Origin of the sequence: Xanthomonas sp. (genome assembly GCF_017163755.1) — a bacterium.
Lineage (GTDB): Bacteria > Pseudomonadota > Gammaproteobacteria > Xanthomonadales > Xanthomonadaceae > Xanthomonas_A.
In genome coordinates, this window is the sequence record NZ_JAFIWC010000024.1 from 32,131 (window position 1) to 47,718 (window position 15,588).

Below are 15,588 nucleotides of genomic sequence, written 5' to 3' on the forward strand. Positions count from 1 at the left end.
TAGCCAATCGGTGAATTGCCCGCCCCCACCCACCAGGCCACCCTGTGCCAATGTCCGTCGGCAACAACCATCGCGAGCCAGTCCCTGCAGCGGGTCGACGGATTCGGGTCATGGCCGTGGACGATCATCCGATCTACCGCGACGGACTGGCCGCGGTCCTGTCGCTGCACGAGGATCTGCAACTGGTGGCCGAGGCCGCGGACGGCGCCGAAGCGATCCGCCAGTTCCGCGAGCACCAGCCCGACGTCACGCTGATGGATCTGAGCATGCCGGTCATGGGCGGCGTGGATGCCATTTCCGGCATCGTGGCCGAGTTCCCCGCGGCGCGGGTCATCGCCTTGACCACCTACCAGGGGGACACGGATATCCATCGCGCGCTGGAGGCGGGCGCGCGCGGCTATCTGCTGAAGGACGTGCTTCGCAACGAGGTCGCCGACGCGGTGCGGGCCGTATGGCGGCAGGGATGGATCCTGCCCGACGCCATCGCGCGCCGCCTGGCGCAATACGTGCCGCGGGTCGAGCTGACCAGCCGCGAACTGGAGGTGCTGAAGCTCATCGCCAAGGGACTGCGCAACAAGGAGATCGCCGAGCGCATCTGCAGGACCGAGGCCACGGTGAAGGTCCACGTGCTGCATATCCTGAGCAAGCTGCGGGCGCAGGACCGGACCGAAGCGGTCGTCATCGCGCTCAACCGGGGCATCATCCACCTGCCTTGAGCGTCGCCGCGCGCTCCGCGCCGGCCGGGGACGATCGGGCCGCCGCATCGCCGCGCCGGGCTTCATGCGCGCGTGGCACGCGTACGCTACGCGATGCGTCCGGCGCCGGACATCCACCAAAAGGCGTAGATAAATTCTGCGCCGATGGCGGATTTCCGCCTTCCGCGCTTGGCCGTAACGTGATCCCACTTTCGAGGAGAACGTCATGGCAAGCGAAGTGCGCAACAACAAGGTCGGGCTGGATGCCTTGCTCACTCCCGACAACTGCGTCCTGGTGCTGATCGATCATCAGCCGTTCCAGGTAAGCGGGGTCAAGAACATCGACGGCGCCTTGCTCATCAACAACGTGGTGGCGCTCGCCAAGTCGGCGAAGGTGTTCGGCGTGCCCACGCTGCTGACCAGCGTGGTGCAGGACCGCGGCGGCTACATCGTCAAGCCGCTGCTGGACGTGTTTCCCGAGCAGACGCCCATCGACCGGACCACGGTCAACACCTGGGAAGACCCGGCGTGCGTCGAGTGGATCAGGAAGACCGGACGCAAGAAGCTGGTCATCGCCGCGTTGTGGACCGAGATCTGCCTGGCGTTCCCGGTGATCCACGCGCTGGGCGAGGGCTACGAGGTCTACTTCGTCACCGACGCCTCCGGCGGCACCAGCGTCGAGGCCCATGAGATGGGCATCGCCAGGATGATCCAGGCCGGAGCGGTTCCGCTGACCTGGAACGTGTTCGCATCCGAGTTGCAGCGCGACTGGGCGCGCGAGGACTCGGCCAAGAAGCTGGTCGAGGTGCTGCTCGAGCACGGCGGCGCGACCGCCACCAACCTGGCCTGGGAGTTCCAGCTCCTGGCCGGCAAGCCTGGCCAGGGCGTCTGAGCGGCCGCGCACGCGCGCGTGGAACCGAAACCCTTCAAGCAACGATCTGGAGCAAATCCATGGCCAAGGTATTGGTGCTGTATTACTCGTCGTACGGCCACATCGAAACGCTGGCCGAGGCGATAGCGCAAGGCGCGCGCAGCGCCGGCGCAACCGTCGACATCCGGCGGGTTCCGGAGACGGTGCCCGAAGCGCTGGCGGCAAAGAGCGGCTTCAAGCTGGACCAGCGCGCGCCCGTCGCCAAGGTCGAGGAGCTCGAGCACTACGACGCCATCGTGGTCGGCACCGGTACCCGCTATGGCCGCATGTCCTCGCAGATGGCGGCCTTCCTGGACCAGACCGGCGGCCTGTGGATGCGCGGAGCGCTGAACGGGAAGGTCGGCGCGGCGTTCGCCAGTTCGGCGACGCAGCACGGCGGACAGGAAGCGACGCTGTTCTCGATCATCACCAACCTGCTGCATTACGGGATGACGATCGTCGGCCTTCCCTACAGCCACCAGGGCCAGATGAGCGTGGAGGAGATCGTCGGCGGCGCGCCGTACGGCGCCACCACCGTGGCCGGCGGCGACGGTTCGCGCCAGCCGACGGAGATCGACCTGGCCGGCGCCCGGCACCAGGGCGAACTCGTCGCCAGGACCGCGGCCAGGCTGTTCGACTGACCGCAGCCGGCGCGAGCGGATTCCGCCAGCTTGCGTTGCAGGCCGCCAGCGCCGTCGTTCCCCACTACCGGAGATTTGCAGTGACCCAGGCATCCGAGGCGGCCAAGGCCATCGTGCGCAGGAACACCGAGCAGGTGCAAGGGCAGGGCGATTTCGCGCTGTTCGAGCAACTGTTCGCCGACGATTTCGTCGACCACACGCCGCAGCCGGGCACCACCGCCGACAAGGACGGCGTGCGCGTGCTCTACCGCCGCCTGCGCGAGGCCTTCCCCGATTTCCATCCGGTCATCCACTGGCAGACCGTCCAGGACGATGTGGTGACCACGTTCAAGACCTATCACGGCACCCATCGCGGGCCGCTGTTCGGCATCGCCCCGACGGGACGCAAGGTCCAGTTCGAGACCGTCGATGCGATGCGCGTGCGCGACGGGAAGATCGCCGAGCACTGGGGCGTGGCCAACCTGTTCTCGCTGATGCAGCAACTCGGCGCGCTGCCGTCCTGATGCGGCGGGCGCCGATACGTCCATCCACCCACCTGGTTCCTGCGATCGCAGGCCTGGAGCATGACCATGAACCACCGTTCTTCTCCTGCGAAGCGCGCTGCCGCTTCCCGTCTTGCCGGGCACGGGCGCGCCACTCGCGGCGGGGATGTCTGACATGGCCGACCTCCATGCGAACAAGGCGGTCGTGCTGCGCTATTTCGACGCCTTCAACCAGGGCGATCTGGCCCATCTCGGCGACATCGTGACCGAGGACTACGGCGACCGCCTGGAAGGGCAGACGGCCGGGATCGGCGTCGTCCGCAGCTACCTGCAAGGGTTGAAGGCCAGCTTCCCCGACTTCACCTGGACCATCGAGCAGATCGTCGCCGAAGGCGATCGCGTGGCGGTGATGAACCGCGTCTCCGGGACCCATCTCGGCGATTTCGGCGGACTCGCCGCCACCGGCAACCGGGTGGACTTCCGCGCCTTCCAGATCTACCGGATCCAGGACGGCAAGCTGGCCGAGCACTGGGAGGTCGCCGATTTCGCTGCCTTCCAGGCGCAGCTCGGCGTGGCGTCCGAAGCCTCGGCGTTCCGCAACTTCCAGAAGACGCTCGAGCGCGCGCCGGAACACCAGGAGCCCACGCCATGACCGAGCTTCTGGCCGGCAAGGTGGTGGTGGTCACGGGGGCGGCGAGCGGGATCGGCCGGGCCATCGCGATCGCCACCGCCCGGCACGGCGCCAAGGCCGTGGTCGTGTCCGATGTCACCGAGGCGCCTCGCGAAGGCGGCGAGTCGACGACCCGCGAACTCATGGCGCTGGGCGTGCCGACGCGTTTCGTCCGTGCGGACGTGAGCAGGCGCGAGGAGGTCGAGCGCCTGGTCGAGGCGGCCGGCGAGTTCGGCGGCGTCGATGTCATGGTGTGCAACGCGGGCATCACCCTGCGCTCGGACGGCGTCGATGTCGCAGAAGACGACTACCGCCGCCTGATGTCGGTGAACCTGGACGGCGTGCTGTTCTGTGCGCAGGCGGCGGCCAGGCAGATGCAGGCGCATTCCAGGCCGGGCAGCATCGTGATGATGGCCAGCATGGGCGGGATCAAGGGCGCCGGCATGACCGTCGCCTATTCCACCAGCAAGGGCGGCGTCGTGCTGATGGCCAAGGCGATGGCCGATGCGCTCGGCCCGGCGGGCATCAGGGTGAACGCGGTCTGCCCCGGCACCATCGACACCGCGTTGCTGCGGAACACGCCCGGCGTGGCCGAGGCCTCCGAGGGCTTTCGCCGGCGCACTCCGCTGCGCCGCCTCGGCAAGCCGTCGGAGATCGGCGATGCCGTGGTCTGGCTGGGATCGGACATGTCCAGCTATGTCACCGGCATCGCCTTGTACGTCGATGGCGGATTGCTGTCGGTGCTCTGACCGCCCGGATCGCCACCGCCTGCATGCATCGTCATCCATCTGCGCCACGCACCGGGAGTATCGCTATGCCCGTTTCAACCGTACGCGACGCCGCCGGCGGCGCGCGCCTGGCGTCGGCGCTGGCGCTGGCGCTGGCCGGCAGGCTCGCGATGGCCGCGATCTTCCTGATCTCGGGCGTCGGAAAGTTGGCCGCGCCGGCGGCCACCATCGGCTACATCGCCTCCGCCGGCCTGCCAGCGCCACAGGCGGCCTTCGGCATCGCGGTGCTCGTCGAGATCGGTGGCGGCGTCGCCTTGGTGCTCGGCTACCGCAGCCGATGGGTGGCGGCGGCGCTGGCGCTGTTCTGCGTGGCCACCGCATGCGGCTTCCATGCCCGGTTCTCGGACCAGAACCAGTTCATCCATTTCTTCAAGAACCTGGCCATGGCGGGCGGCTTCCTGCAGATCGCAGCCTTCGGCGCCGGCCGCTACAGCCTGGATGCACGGGCTGCGCAGCGTCGCCGCGTGCCGACGGTCGGCGGGTGAGGCAGAAAGACCGGCGCCCTGACGCATCCATCGGACAGGCGGCTGGTTCGCCGCCGCCGACGGTGGATTCCAACCACTATCGCTCCCAACCACGCGTGCCCTTATGACGACAACGATTCGCTTCCATCGCTACGGCGGTCCCGAGGTTCTGCTGCCGGAGGACGAGCAGGTCGGCGCGCCGGGACCCGGACAGGTCCGGCTGCGCCAGGAGGCGATCGGCGTCAACTTCATCGACACCGCCTTTCGCCAGGGCATCTTTCCCATGCCCTTGCCCGGGGTCACCGGTGTCGAAGGCGCCGGCGTGGTCGAGGCGGTCGGGCCCGATGTCGCGGACATCGCCGTCGGCGACCGGATGGCGTACTTCCTCGCCCCGGGAAGCTATGCCGAACAGCGCCTGGTGAACGCGTCCGACCTGATCCCCACGCCGCACGACCTGTCGTCGGCGCAGGTGGCCACGGTGCTGACCAAGGGCCTGACCGCGTGGGCCGCAATGAACGGCTTCCATCGGCTCCAGGCCGGCGACACCGTGCTGGTGCAGGGCGCCTCCAGCAACGTCGGGACGCTGCTTTCGCGCTGGGCCAAGGCCCGTGGCGCGGCGGTCATCGGCACCGCGAGTTCGCAAGCCAAACGGGCGGCGCTTGGCGAGGCGGTCGACTGCGCATTGCTGTCGGGCAGCGACGATCTGGCGGCGCAGGTCCGCGCCTTCGCGCCCAATGGCGTGGATGTCGTGTACGAATTCGTCGGCAACGCCACCTTTGCCGCATCGGTGGCCGCGGTGCGCGATGGCGGCACGATCGTCGCCCTCGGCGCCGCATCCGGGGCGCCGGTGGTGGACCAGGCAGGATTGGCGTCGCGCGGCGTGCACATGGTCGGCGGCCCCATGGCGCAGCATCTCCAGGGCAGGGCGGTGCAAGCCGCCAGCGAGGTGTTCGATGCGTACCGAAAGGGCGTCTTCGGCAAGCTCGAAGCCGCCCGCTATCCGCTCGCCAGCGCGGCGCTCGCCCATGCGGACATCGCGGCGCGGCGCACCTCGGGGCCGATGCTGTTGATTCCCTGAGTGCACCTGGCCGGGAGCGCGAGGCGTCCCATGCCGCCGACATCGCTTTTTCGTTCGCGCCAGCCGGCCGCTGCGCGCGCTCGCGGCGCGACACCCGCCTGGTGGTGCCTTCGCGGCGGCGGGAGGCGGGCTGCATCGGCTTCGAACTCCATCGTTCGGTGCATGACGGCCAACGGTGCTGCTCGTGCGAACGCTGACGGCTGGTGCAGGACCTGGACCGCTGGCGTCCAGTTCCAGCGGCCGTACATGCAGGCGTTCACCGCTGAGGCGGCCGCACCAAATCGCAGGCGAGACGGACCTGCGCAGCTTCGCCATTTCCCACGCCGCAGCCTGTCGAGCTTGAGTGCAGCGGCCGGCGATGAGCATGCATGCGCGGTCCGCATGTCCAAGAGGAATCGGCAATGCCGGGACACGAACCGGCATTAGCGCGGCCAGCACCCGCGCCTAGGATTCCACCACGGCCTCGCACCCGGTCCGGTTGCCGGGCCGCCGACAACAACCACCCTCGACCCAGGAGCATGCAGATGATCAACCAAGCGAACGAAAAGCTGATCCGCGGCCTGTACGACGCCGTCAACAGCAAGGACCTGAAGACGATCGCGGACTTCGGTGCGCCCGAGAGCGAATGGCTGGACGTGCCGTTCGACTTCACCACCTATGGGGTCAACGCCATCGTCGACCCGTGGAAAAGCTGGTTCGGCATCTTCCCGGATGCGAGCTGCGAAGTGCGCAGCATCGTGGCGATAGACGACTACGTGGTCGCGCAGGGCATTGGCCGCGGCACCCACCTGGGCGTGTTCAACTCGCCGGCGGGCGAACTGCAGCCCACCGGCCGGACGATGCAGGTCAATTTCTGCGACGTCTACCGGCTCAAGGACGGCAAGATCGTACGTGCCGATTCCTACTTCGATTTCTACGGCCTGTTCAAGCAGCTTTCGCCGGCCCCGTCCGCCTGAGTGATTGGGCCGGCATGCGCAGGCGTCCTGCCGCGCTGGGTCGCCCGGGACATCACGCTGGACGGCAATACGTTCCGCCACAGCCATGGCGGCGCCAAGCGGCCATGGATCGGGACGATGACGTATGGTTTGGTGGTGCCGAAAGGGCCATGGCGGGTCGCCCTTTCGCGGACGCACGGCACGCGCGAGTTCGATGGCCAAGATGATGCGCCGGTCTACGGGAGCGCAATGGTCAGCTATGCGCCATGAGCGGACGTCGCTGGCGAAGCGCGTGCCGCGCGGCAGACGGTGGCCGGTGCGAGGCTGCGTTGCCCGATGCCGGGGTGCCGCCTAAGTGCGAGTGGGCCGAGCGGCACGTCGTGCCGCCACCGCGGCGAGAGAGTGGCGGATCGGCAGCTAGCCGGGACGCGGCAGTCTCACCCGCGCGCACAGCCCGCCGCCGGTGCGGTTGGCGAATTCCAGCGTGCCGCCGTGGGCTTGGCAGATCGCCGCGGCGATGGACAGGCCCAGCCCGCTGCCGCCCCAGTGCCGCGCACGCGAATCCTCGGCCCGCCAGAACCGGTCGACCATTCGCGGCAACAGTTCGGGAGCCACGCCGGGGCCGCGATCGCAGACGCAGACCAGCAGGTGGCCGGGTTCGGCGCTGGCTTCGATCAGCAGGCTCTTGCCGGCAGCGGCATAGCGCAGCGCATTCTCGATCAACACCGACAGCACCTGGCCGATGCGGTCGCGGTCGGCAGCGACTTCCAGCTCGCCCGCTGTGCGCACCTGCACATCCATCTCGGCCGCCTGCAGCGCCTGCGCCACCCAGGCCAGGCGCTCGCCGATCAGTGTGTCGATCGGAAAGGTATGCGGCTCCAGCATCAGCTGGTTGGCGCGGGCCATCGACAGCAGGTGCAGATCGCCGACCAGGCGATTGATCTGCTCCAACTGGCGATGCACCATCTGCAACTGCTCGTCGTTGCAGGGGAACACCTGGTCCAGCATGCCCTGCACCCGGCCCATCGCCGCGTTCAGCGGGGTACGCAGTTCGTGCGCCAGCATCGCGCTTGAATCGCGCACCTCGCGCTCGTATTGCTGCAATTGCGCGGTCATGCCGTTGAAGTCCGTCGCGAAGCTGGCCAGTTCGTCCGGCGCGCCGGGGATCACGTTCGCGCGCGCGGCGAAATCGCCATCGCTGATCCGGCGCGCGGCTTCGGCGACATCGGAGAACTGTCGCGACAACGGCCGCGATGCCAGCAGCCCGCAGACTACGATGACCGGGATCGAGGCGATCACCGCGGCCGCCAGCAGCAGCCAGTCGCGGCTGGCCAATCCGGGCAGGAAGTCGGCTACGTCGTAGTAGCGCTCGAACAGTTGCCATAGGCGCTGTTCGTTGCTGTGCGGATCGTCGCGCAGTTGCATCATTTCCTGCCGCGCCGCCGGCGGCAGCTGCCGCAGTGTCAGGAGATCCCAGATCGAGAAGCGCAGCACCATGACGAACACGATGGCCAGCACCGCGAGCACCGCCAGCGCGCTCATGCGCAGGCCGACCCACTGCCATAGCGGCGCATGCGCATTGCGGCGGGCGAACGGCCATTTCATCGGAAGCGATAGCCGATCGCGCGCACCGTCACCAGCACGCCGCTGATGCGCTCGCTTTCCAGCTTCCTGCGCAGGTTGTGCACGTGCGCATCCACCACCCGTTCCAGCGCGTCGCTGTCCGGCAGGCAGATCTCCAGCAGTTCGCTGCGCGTATAGGCCTTGAACGGCGTTTTCAGCAAGGTGGCCAGGATATTGAATTCGGTCGGGGTCAGGTCGAGCGGAACCTCGTTGTCGTCCGCATCGCGCACCGTGGCCAGGACCGCGGCCGTGTCGACCGTGAGCCGGTCGTATCTCAGTGCTTCCTCGGCCGCCCTCGCCGGCCCGGCGCGACGCAGCACCGCGTACACGCGCGCGACCACTTCCTTGGGACTGTAGGGCTTGACCACGTAGTCGTCGGCGCCGTAGCGCAGCGCGCCGAGCTTCTCCGGCTCGTCGCCCATCGCGGTCACCATGATCACCGGCGTGTCGCTGCTGCGGCGGATCGTCGACAGCACTTCGGTGCCGCTGCGCTTGGGCAGCATCACGTCCAGCAGCACCAGATCCGGCTTCCACTGCGCATGCAGCTGGATCGCCCGCTCGCCGTCGCCGGCGACCGCAACGTCGAAACCGTCCCGGCGCAGGTAGGCCTCGAGGATGCTGGCGCTGTCTGCATCGTCTTCGACGACGAGAACCTTCTTGGAACCCATGGCGTGCAGCCCTTGTCGCGCGTCTTGATGAAATCTTGAAGATTCCTAGAAGCCAGCTTGAACTTGCGGCCCGATTCTATCCGTCGAGATTTGGCCACCCGACCGATACCCATGATTCTAACGCCTGCAGACGGCGCGTCGCGCCGCCTGTTCCCCGCCCTGTTGGTCGCACTGCTCGGCGGCTGTTCGTTGGCCCCGGTCTACGAGCAGCCGCGGGCCACGGTGCCGCATACCTTCGGCGGATCTTCCGCAACACCCGCAACCCGGCCGGCCAGCGCGGCGGTGGCGCTGTCGGATGCGGAGCTGCAGTTCCTGCGCCAGTTCTCGCCGGACCACGACCTGGCGCCGCTGCTGGTCCAGGCGCTGGCGCACAATCCGGATTTCCGCAACACCGTCGCGCAGGTGCAGCAGGCGCGCGCGCAGTACCGGATCGAGCGATCGCCGCAGCTGCCGCAGGTCGGGATCAGCGCGCAGAGCGCCCGGCAGAGCTACGGCGACCCCGCCAATCGGGAGCGCTACGGGCAGAAGCTGATCACTGCGGCGGTGGGCATCGACGCGTTCGAGCTGGACCTGTTCGGCAGGCTGGCCTCGCTGTCGGCGGCCGCGCAGCAGCGCTACCTGGCGTCGGCCTTCGGCCAGCAGGCGGCGCGCGGTGCATTGATCGCCGAAGTGCTGCGCGCCTATACCGTGGAACGCGCAGCGGCGCAGGCGCAGGCCCATTGCCGCACCATGGCCGAGGACAGCGCGGCGTTGCTGGCGTTCGCCAGCGGCCAGCGCGACGTAGGGCTGATCTCCGACGACGAATACAGCCGGCAGCGCCGGCAGGCCGACCAGGCGCAGGTACGCGCGCTGCAGGCCGCAAGCGACCATGCCGCCGCGTTGCGCGCATTGCAGCTGCTTGCCGGCTTCGACGCGCCGGCCGCAACCGCCGGGCTGCAGGACCTGCTGCCGGCCGATGCCACCGGCCTGGCGCTGCGCGACCTGAATTCGGCGCTGTTGCTGCAGCGCCCCGACATCCAGCAAGTCGAGGCCGAACTGCGCGCGCGCAACGCCGATATCGGGGCCGCACGCGCCGCCTTCTTCCCCTCGTTGCGTTTGAGCACGTCGTTGGGCACCGCCAGCGCCGACCTCGGTGGCCTGTTCGCCTCCGGCAGCCGCGCCTGGAGCTTCGTGCCGCAGCTGGCGATGCCGATCTTCGACTTCGGGCGCAACCGCGCCAACCTGGACCTGGCGCAGTTGCGCGAGCAGGCCGGGGTGGCCGACTACGAAAAGGCGATCGAGTCCGCTTTCCGCGAAGTCGCCGACGCGCTCGATGCCGGTCCCGGCCTGCGGCAAGGCGAACAGCGCGCGCGGGAACACGCCGAGCGCGAACGGCAGCGCGTCGCGCGCATGGCCAGGCGCGTGGCGGACGGACTGCAGGACCGGCCCGCGCTGCTCGGCGAGCGCATCGAAGCCGAGCAGGAGGAGCTGGACCACCTGCAGGCGCGCCAGGACCTGATCCTCAATCGCATCGCGCTGTTCCGCGCGTTCTATGGCGTGCGCTTGCCGCACGCACCTTGAATCATCCCACTCCGATAGGTTCTCACATGAAGACACTCGCGTTTCTCTCGACCCTGGCCTGCGCCCTGGCGCCACTGGCGGCCAACGCCGCCGATGCGGACGCCTCCGGGTTCCGGTTGTTTGGCCGGCAGACCGACCTGAGCGTCGGCGTCGGCACGGTGGTGGCGCCGCGCTACTTCGGCTCCAAGGACGATCGCGCGCAGCCCGTCCCCGTACTCGCGGCGCGAAGCGGCGTCGTGTTCTTTGACACCGTACGTGGCCTGGGCGTGCAGATACAGACCGACGGCGGCTTCTACGCCAGCCAGTCCTTCGGCTACGACTTGGGGCGGCTGGACCGCAACAGCAGCTGGCGTCCCGGCTCAAATACCCTGGCTGGAATGGGCGACGTGCCCGGCTCGGTGACCAGCCGCACGATGATCGCGCAGCAATTCAATCAGTACCTGATGCTGAACGCCGAAGCCGAAGTCACACTGAAGGATGGCGCGCGCCGCAACAACTACCGCGCCGGCGCCAAGCTGACCCTGCTGCAGAACGACAGGGATACGGTGACCATGGATCTGGATGCCCACGGGGGCGACCACCGCTACAACCAGGCCTACTTCGGCGTGACCCAGGCGCAGAGCGCGCGCAGCAGATTCGCGACGTACAGCGCCGGCTCCGGGTTCTATGCCTACTCGGTCGGTGCCAACTGGGATCACGCGCTCTCCAAGCACTGGAGCAGTTCGCTAACGGTTGTGGGTACGCGCTATATCGACAACGCCGATGGCAGCCCGATTGTGCAACGCCGCGCCTTCGCCAGCGGCGTCGCCGCCGTCACCTACACGTTCTGACGGCAACATAGAGCAGCCGCCATGAAAGCCAGTTTTGCGATCCTCTTCTCCGTCTGCATGCCCTTGGCTGCAATCTCGCTGTCGGCTTGTAGCCGCGAAGCGGCGCCTCCGGCGGAGGCGCCGCGCGCGGTGAAGCTCGAAACCGTCGGTGCCGACGCCGGCGCCGACACCAACCGCTTCGTGGCCCAGGTCCGCCAGGCGCAGCGGGCCGAACTCGGCTTCGAGGGCGGCGGCCGCATCGCTTCCATCGAGGTGGACGCCGGCGACCGCGTGCGCCAGGGCCAGATCCTGGCGCGCCTGGACCCGGAGCCGAGCCGCCTGCGCGTGGAGCAGGCCGAAGCCAGCGCCAGGATCGCCGCCGCCGACCTGGAGCAGCAGCGGACCCAGCTTGCGCAGCAGCAGGCCATGTTCGAGGACGGCGCCGCGTCGGCGACGACCCTGACCGGCGCCAAGACCGCGTTCGCCAGCGCAAAGGCGCGGTTGCGCAGCGCGCAGGCGGATCTTTCGCTGGCGCGGCGCGGCCTGCGCCAGGCCGACATCCGTGCACCGTTCGACGGCAGCGTGGTCGCGCGGCTGCAGCAACCCGATGGCAATGTCGCGGCAGGGCAGCCGGTGCTGCAGGTCGAGGGCCAAGGCCGCCTCCAGCTGACGGTGGCGCTGCCGGCGGCACGGGCAGCGTCGCTGCGCCCCGGGCAACCGGCGACGGCATATCGCGCCAATGCGCCCGAGCAAGCGCTGCCGGTGCAACTGCGCAGCGTTTCCGATCGCCTCGACGGCGGCGCCACCGCGCAGGCGCTGTTCGAAAGCGCGGCGGGCGATGCCAGCTTGCGCAGCGGCGAGAGCGTGCTGCTTGCGCTGCCGTCCGACGCGACGCGACCGTTGAGCGTGCCGCTCAGCGCGCTGGTACCGAGCAAGGGCGACGGCAAGATGATGGTGTTCGTCTACCAGGGCGGGAACGCCACCGTGCGCCGGCGCCGGATCGTGACCGGCGACGCCGGCGGCGATCGCGTGCAGGTGCGCCAAGGGCTGGACCCGGGCGAACGGATCGTGGCGGCCGGGGCGGCATTTCTCACCGACGGGCAGCCCGTCGTTCCCTTCCTTCCCGATTCGGGCCTGACCGGCAACGCCTCGCCATGAACCTGACCCGTGCCACCCTCAATTCGAGCCGCTTGGCGCTGTTCACCGCAGCGCTCCTCCTGGTCGGCGGCATCGCCACGTTTCTCGGCTTTCCTTCGCAGGAGGAGCCCAGCGTCACCGTGCGCGAGGCCGTGGTGCAGGCCGCGTTCCCAGGCATGCCCAGCGAACGCGTCGAGCGCATGCTCGCCCGTCCGCTGGAAGAGCGCCTGCGCGAAATCACCGGCATCAAGAAGATCGCCACCACCGTCCGCCCGGGCAGCGTGATCGTGCAGTTGACCGCCAACGACAATGTCAAGGATCTGCCCGCGCTGTGGCAGCGGGTCCGCAACAAGGCGGCCGAGGCCGGAGCCGAGCTGCCGCCCGGAACACAGGGGCCGTTCGTCGACGACGACTTCGGCCGCGTCGCGATCGCCTCGATCGCGGTGACTGCGCCGGGCTTTGGCACCAGCCAGATGCGCGGGCCGTTGCGGCAGATGCGCGCGCAGCTTTACACCGTGCCCGGCGTGGAGCGGGTCACCTTCCACGGATTGCAGGACGAGCGCATCTACGTCGCCTTCGATCGTACACGGCTCGGCGAGGCCGGGCTGACGCCAGCCGCGGTGGCGCAGCAGCTGCGCGCGCAGAACGTGGTGTCGGCCGGCGGCCAGATCGCCGCGTCCGGCCTGGCGATGACCGTCACCACCTCGGGCGAAGTGCGCACGCTGGACGAGCTGCGCGACACCCTGGTGTCCGTTCCGGCTGCCGATGGTGCGCGCCAGGTCCCGCTGTCGCAGCTGGCGCGCATCGAACTGATGCCGGCCGACCCACCGCAGGCCGCGGCCATCTATCAGGGCCAGCCGGCCGTGGTGGTCGCGGTGTCGATGGCGCCCGGCTACAGCATCGGGCAAGTCGGCAAGGCGCTACGACGCAAGCTCGACGAAACCGCGCGGATGCTGCCGGTGGGATTCTCCCAGCACGTGGTCACCTTCCAGGCCGATGTGGTTGAACGCGAGATGGGCAAGATGCACCACGTCATGGGCGAGACCGTGGTCATCGTGATGGCGGTGGTGATGCTGTTCCTGGGCTGGCGCACCGGCCTGATCGTCGGCGCGATCGTGCCCCTGACCATCCTCGGCACGCTGATAGCGATGCGCGCGCTGGACGTAGAGCTGCAGACGGTGTCCATCGCCGCGATCATCCTGGCGCTCGGGTTGCTGGTGGACAACGGCATCGTCATCGCCGAGGACATCGAGCGCCGCCTGGCTGCGGGCGAAGAGCGCCGCCAGGCCTGCGAGGCCGCCGGCCGCACGCTGGCGATCCCGTTGCTTACGTCTTCGCTGGTCATCGTGCTGGCGTTCTCGCCGTTCTTCTTCGGCCAGACCAGCACCAACGAATACATGCGCTCGCTAGCGATCGTGCTGGCGGTGACCCTGCTCGGTTCGTGGCTGCTCAGCGTCACCGTCACTCCGCTGTTGTGCATGCGCTTCGCGCGCGCCCATGGCCACGCGCATGCCGGCGGCGGCGCCGGCCACTACGATTCCCGGCTGTACCGCGGCTACCGGCGCATCATCGAGCAACTGCTGAGGCACAAGGCGGTGTTCCTGGGCAGCATGCTGTTGTTGCTGGCGGTGGCGGTCGCCATCCTCGGCGCCATTCCCTACAGCTTCCTGCCCAAGTCCGACCGCCTTCAGTTCCAGATGCCCGTGACCCTGCAGCCGGGCAGCGACTCGCGCCAGACCCTGCGCACCGTGCAATCGATCAGCCGCTGGCTGGCCGAACGCAAACATACCGCGATCGTCGACAGCATCGGCTACGTCGCCGACGGCGGGCCACGGATCGTGCTGGGCCTGAATCCGCCGCAAGCCGCGGCCAATACCGCCTACTTCACCGTCAGCGTCCGTCCCGGCACCGATATCGACGCGGTGATCGCAGACGTTCGCCGGCACATCCGCGAGAACTATCCGGCGGTGCGCGCCGAGCCGAAGCGCTTCTCGCTGGGCTCCACCGAGTCGGGCGTGGCGATCTACCGCGTCGTCGGGCCGGACGAGGCGCAGTTGCGCCGCATTGCCGCCGGCATCGCCGAGGCGTTGCGGCAGCTGCCGGGCACCGTCGATGTCAGCGACGATTGGGAGATCCGCATTCCCCGCTACGAGGTCAGGGTCGACCAGGCCAAGGCGCGCCGGACCGGGGTGAGCAGCGAGGACATCGCCCAGGCGCTGCAATTGCGCTACAGCGGCATCGACGCATCGGTGGTGCGCGACGATGGCGTCGACGTGCCCATCGTGCTGCGCGGCGGCGCCGAAGAGCGCAACACCGCGCGCGACCCGGGTACCACGCTGATCTATCCGCAGGCCGGTGGCGCGCCCGTGCCGCTGTCGGCGATCGCCGCTGTCGCACTGTCCTCCGAGCCGTCGGCGATCCAGCGCCGCAACCTGAGCCGCGCCATCACCGTCACCGGCCACAACCCTGGCATGACCACCGACGAGGTCGTGGCCGCGCTGGCCGACAAGATCGCGGCCCTGCGCCTGCCGCCAGGCTACCGCATCGAAATGGGCGGCGAACTGGAGGATTCGGCCGAAGCCAACCAGGCGCTGATGCAGTACATGCCCCATGCGCTGGGCGCGATCCTGCTGCTGTTCATCTGGCAATTCAATTCGTTCCGCAAGCTGTTCATCGTCGTCGCCAGCATCCCGTTCGTGCTGATCGGCGCGGCGCTGGCGCTGCTGCTCACCGGCTATCCGTTCGGCTTCATGGCCACCTTCGGACTGCTCGCGTTGGCCGGCATCATCGTCAACAACGCGGTATTGCTGCTGGAGCGGATCGACGCCGAACTGGCCGACGGCCTGGGCCGGCACGACGCCGTGATCGCGGCGGCGATCAAGCGCTTGCGACCGATCGTGATGACCAAACTGACCTGCATCGTCGGCCTGGTGCCGCTGATGCTGTTCGCCGGGCCGCTGTGGACCGGCATGGCGATCACCATGATCGGCGGCCTAGCGCTGGGCACGCTGGTCACGCTCGGCGTGATCCCGGTGCTGTACGACCTGCTGTTCTCGCTGCGCAGCGGCCGCGGCGCGACACAGGCGGCCGCGCCGTGACCATCCGATGCGGATACGGCCTGGCCTGGC

15 protein-coding genes and 1 pseudogene are annotated in these 15,588 nt (G+C 68.8%); 14 read left to right on the plus strand and 2 right to left on the minus strand.

The window, feature by feature from the left end; genetic code table 11:
• Window positions 1–50: 50 nt before the first annotated feature.
• The 10 genes and pseudogenes from JR065_RS15980 to JR065_RS16025 form a co-directional block, all read left to right on the plus strand.
• Window positions 51–716, plus strand: a complete 666-nt coding sequence (locus JR065_RS15980) for a response regulator (RefSeq protein ID WP_241093673.1) — start codon at window positions 51–53, stop codon at window positions 714–716.
• 205 nt (window positions 717–921) lie between these two features.
• Window positions 922–1,587: a hydrolase gene (locus JR065_RS15985; RefSeq protein WP_206235297.1), complete on the plus strand. Its 666-nt coding sequence runs from the start codon at window positions 922–924 to the stop codon at window positions 1,585–1,587.
• A gap of 59 nt (window positions 1,588–1,646) precedes the next feature.
• Entirely contained in the window at window positions 1,647–2,246 is a 600-nt protein-coding gene (wrbA, locus tag JR065_RS15990) for an NAD(P)H:quinone oxidoreductase (RefSeq protein ID WP_206235298.1), read from the plus strand.
• An 80-nt stretch (window positions 2,247–2,326) separates the two neighbouring features.
• Window positions 2,327–2,749 (plus strand): ester cyclase, encoded by a 423-nt coding sequence (locus tag JR065_RS15995; protein ID WP_206235299.1) that lies wholly within the window; start codon window positions 2,327–2,329, stop codon window positions 2,747–2,749.
• A gap of 154 nt (window positions 2,750–2,903) precedes the next feature.
• The gene (locus tag JR065_RS16000; protein WP_206235300.1) at window positions 2,904–3,380 is read left to right on the plus strand and encodes an ester cyclase; all 477 of its coding nucleotides are present in this window, start codon (window positions 2,904–2,906) and stop codon (window positions 3,378–3,380) included.
• A complete protein-coding gene (locus JR065_RS16005; protein ID WP_206235301.1) occupies window positions 3,377–4,147 on the plus strand; it encodes an SDR family NAD(P)-dependent oxidoreductase in 771 nt (256 codons plus the stop codon). Before JR065_RS16000 ends, JR065_RS16005 begins: the two co-directional genes overlap by 4 nt.
• Window positions 4,148–4,212: 65 nt before the next feature.
• On the plus strand, window positions 4,213–4,671 hold the full coding sequence (locus JR065_RS16010) for a DoxX family membrane protein (protein WP_206235302.1): 459 nt from the start codon (window positions 4,213–4,215) through the stop codon (window positions 4,669–4,671).
• 103 nt (window positions 4,672–4,774) lie between these two features.
• Entirely contained in the window at window positions 4,775–5,728 is a 954-nt protein-coding gene (locus JR065_RS21755) for a zinc-binding dehydrogenase (protein ID WP_206235303.1), read from the plus strand.
• Between the two features lie 524 nt (window positions 5,729–6,252).
• On the plus strand, window positions 6,253–6,684 hold the full coding sequence (locus JR065_RS16020; protein ID WP_206235304.1) for an ester cyclase: 432 nt from the start codon (window positions 6,253–6,255) through the stop codon (window positions 6,682–6,684).
• 33 nt (window positions 6,685–6,717) lie between these two features.
• A pseudogene (locus JR065_RS16025) lies at window positions 6,718–6,933 on the plus strand (lipid A-modifier LpxR family protein); the annotation flags it as partial.
• Window positions 6,934–7,080: 147 nt separating this feature from the next.
• On the opposite strand, the gene JR065_RS16030 reads toward JR065_RS16025, so the two are convergent.
• Both JR065_RS16030 and JR065_RS16035 read right to left on the minus strand, forming a co-directional pair.
• Entirely contained in the window at window positions 7,081–8,268 is a 1,188-nt protein-coding gene (locus JR065_RS16030) for a sensor histidine kinase (protein ID WP_206235306.1), read from the minus strand.
• A complete protein-coding gene (locus JR065_RS16035) occupies window positions 8,265–8,954 on the minus strand; it encodes a response regulator (protein WP_206235307.1) in 690 nt (229 codons plus the stop codon). Before JR065_RS16035 ends, JR065_RS16030 begins: the two co-directional genes overlap by 4 nt.
• 111 nt (window positions 8,955–9,065) lie before the next feature.
• On the opposite strand from JR065_RS16035, the gene JR065_RS16040 reads away from it, so the two are divergent.
• Genes JR065_RS16040 through JR065_RS16055 form a run of 4 tightly spaced genes read left to right on the plus strand, consistent with a single transcriptional unit; the run spans window position 9,066 to window position 15,558 of the window.
• On the plus strand, window positions 9,066–10,514 hold the full coding sequence (locus JR065_RS16040; protein WP_206235308.1) for an efflux transporter outer membrane subunit: 1,449 nt from the start codon (window positions 9,066–9,068) through the stop codon (window positions 10,512–10,514).
• Between the two features lie 26 nt (window positions 10,515–10,540).
• Window positions 10,541–11,344 carry a MipA/OmpV family protein gene (locus tag JR065_RS16045; RefSeq protein ID WP_206235309.1) on the plus strand — a complete coding sequence of 268 codons (804 nt, stop codon included), beginning with the start codon at window positions 10,541–10,543 and terminating at the stop codon, window positions 11,342–11,344.
• A 57-nt stretch (window positions 11,345–11,401) separates the two neighbouring features.
• Window positions 11,402–12,481: an efflux RND transporter periplasmic adaptor subunit gene (locus JR065_RS16050; protein ID WP_206235352.1), complete on the plus strand. Its 1,080-nt coding sequence runs from the start codon at window positions 11,402–11,404 to the stop codon at window positions 12,479–12,481.
• Window positions 12,478–15,558: an efflux RND transporter permease subunit gene (locus tag JR065_RS16055; RefSeq protein WP_206235310.1), complete on the plus strand. Its 3,081-nt coding sequence runs from the start codon at window positions 12,478–12,480 to the stop codon at window positions 15,556–15,558. Before JR065_RS16050 ends, JR065_RS16055 begins: the two co-directional genes overlap by 4 nt.
• Window positions 15,559–15,588 lie beyond the last annotated feature (30 nt).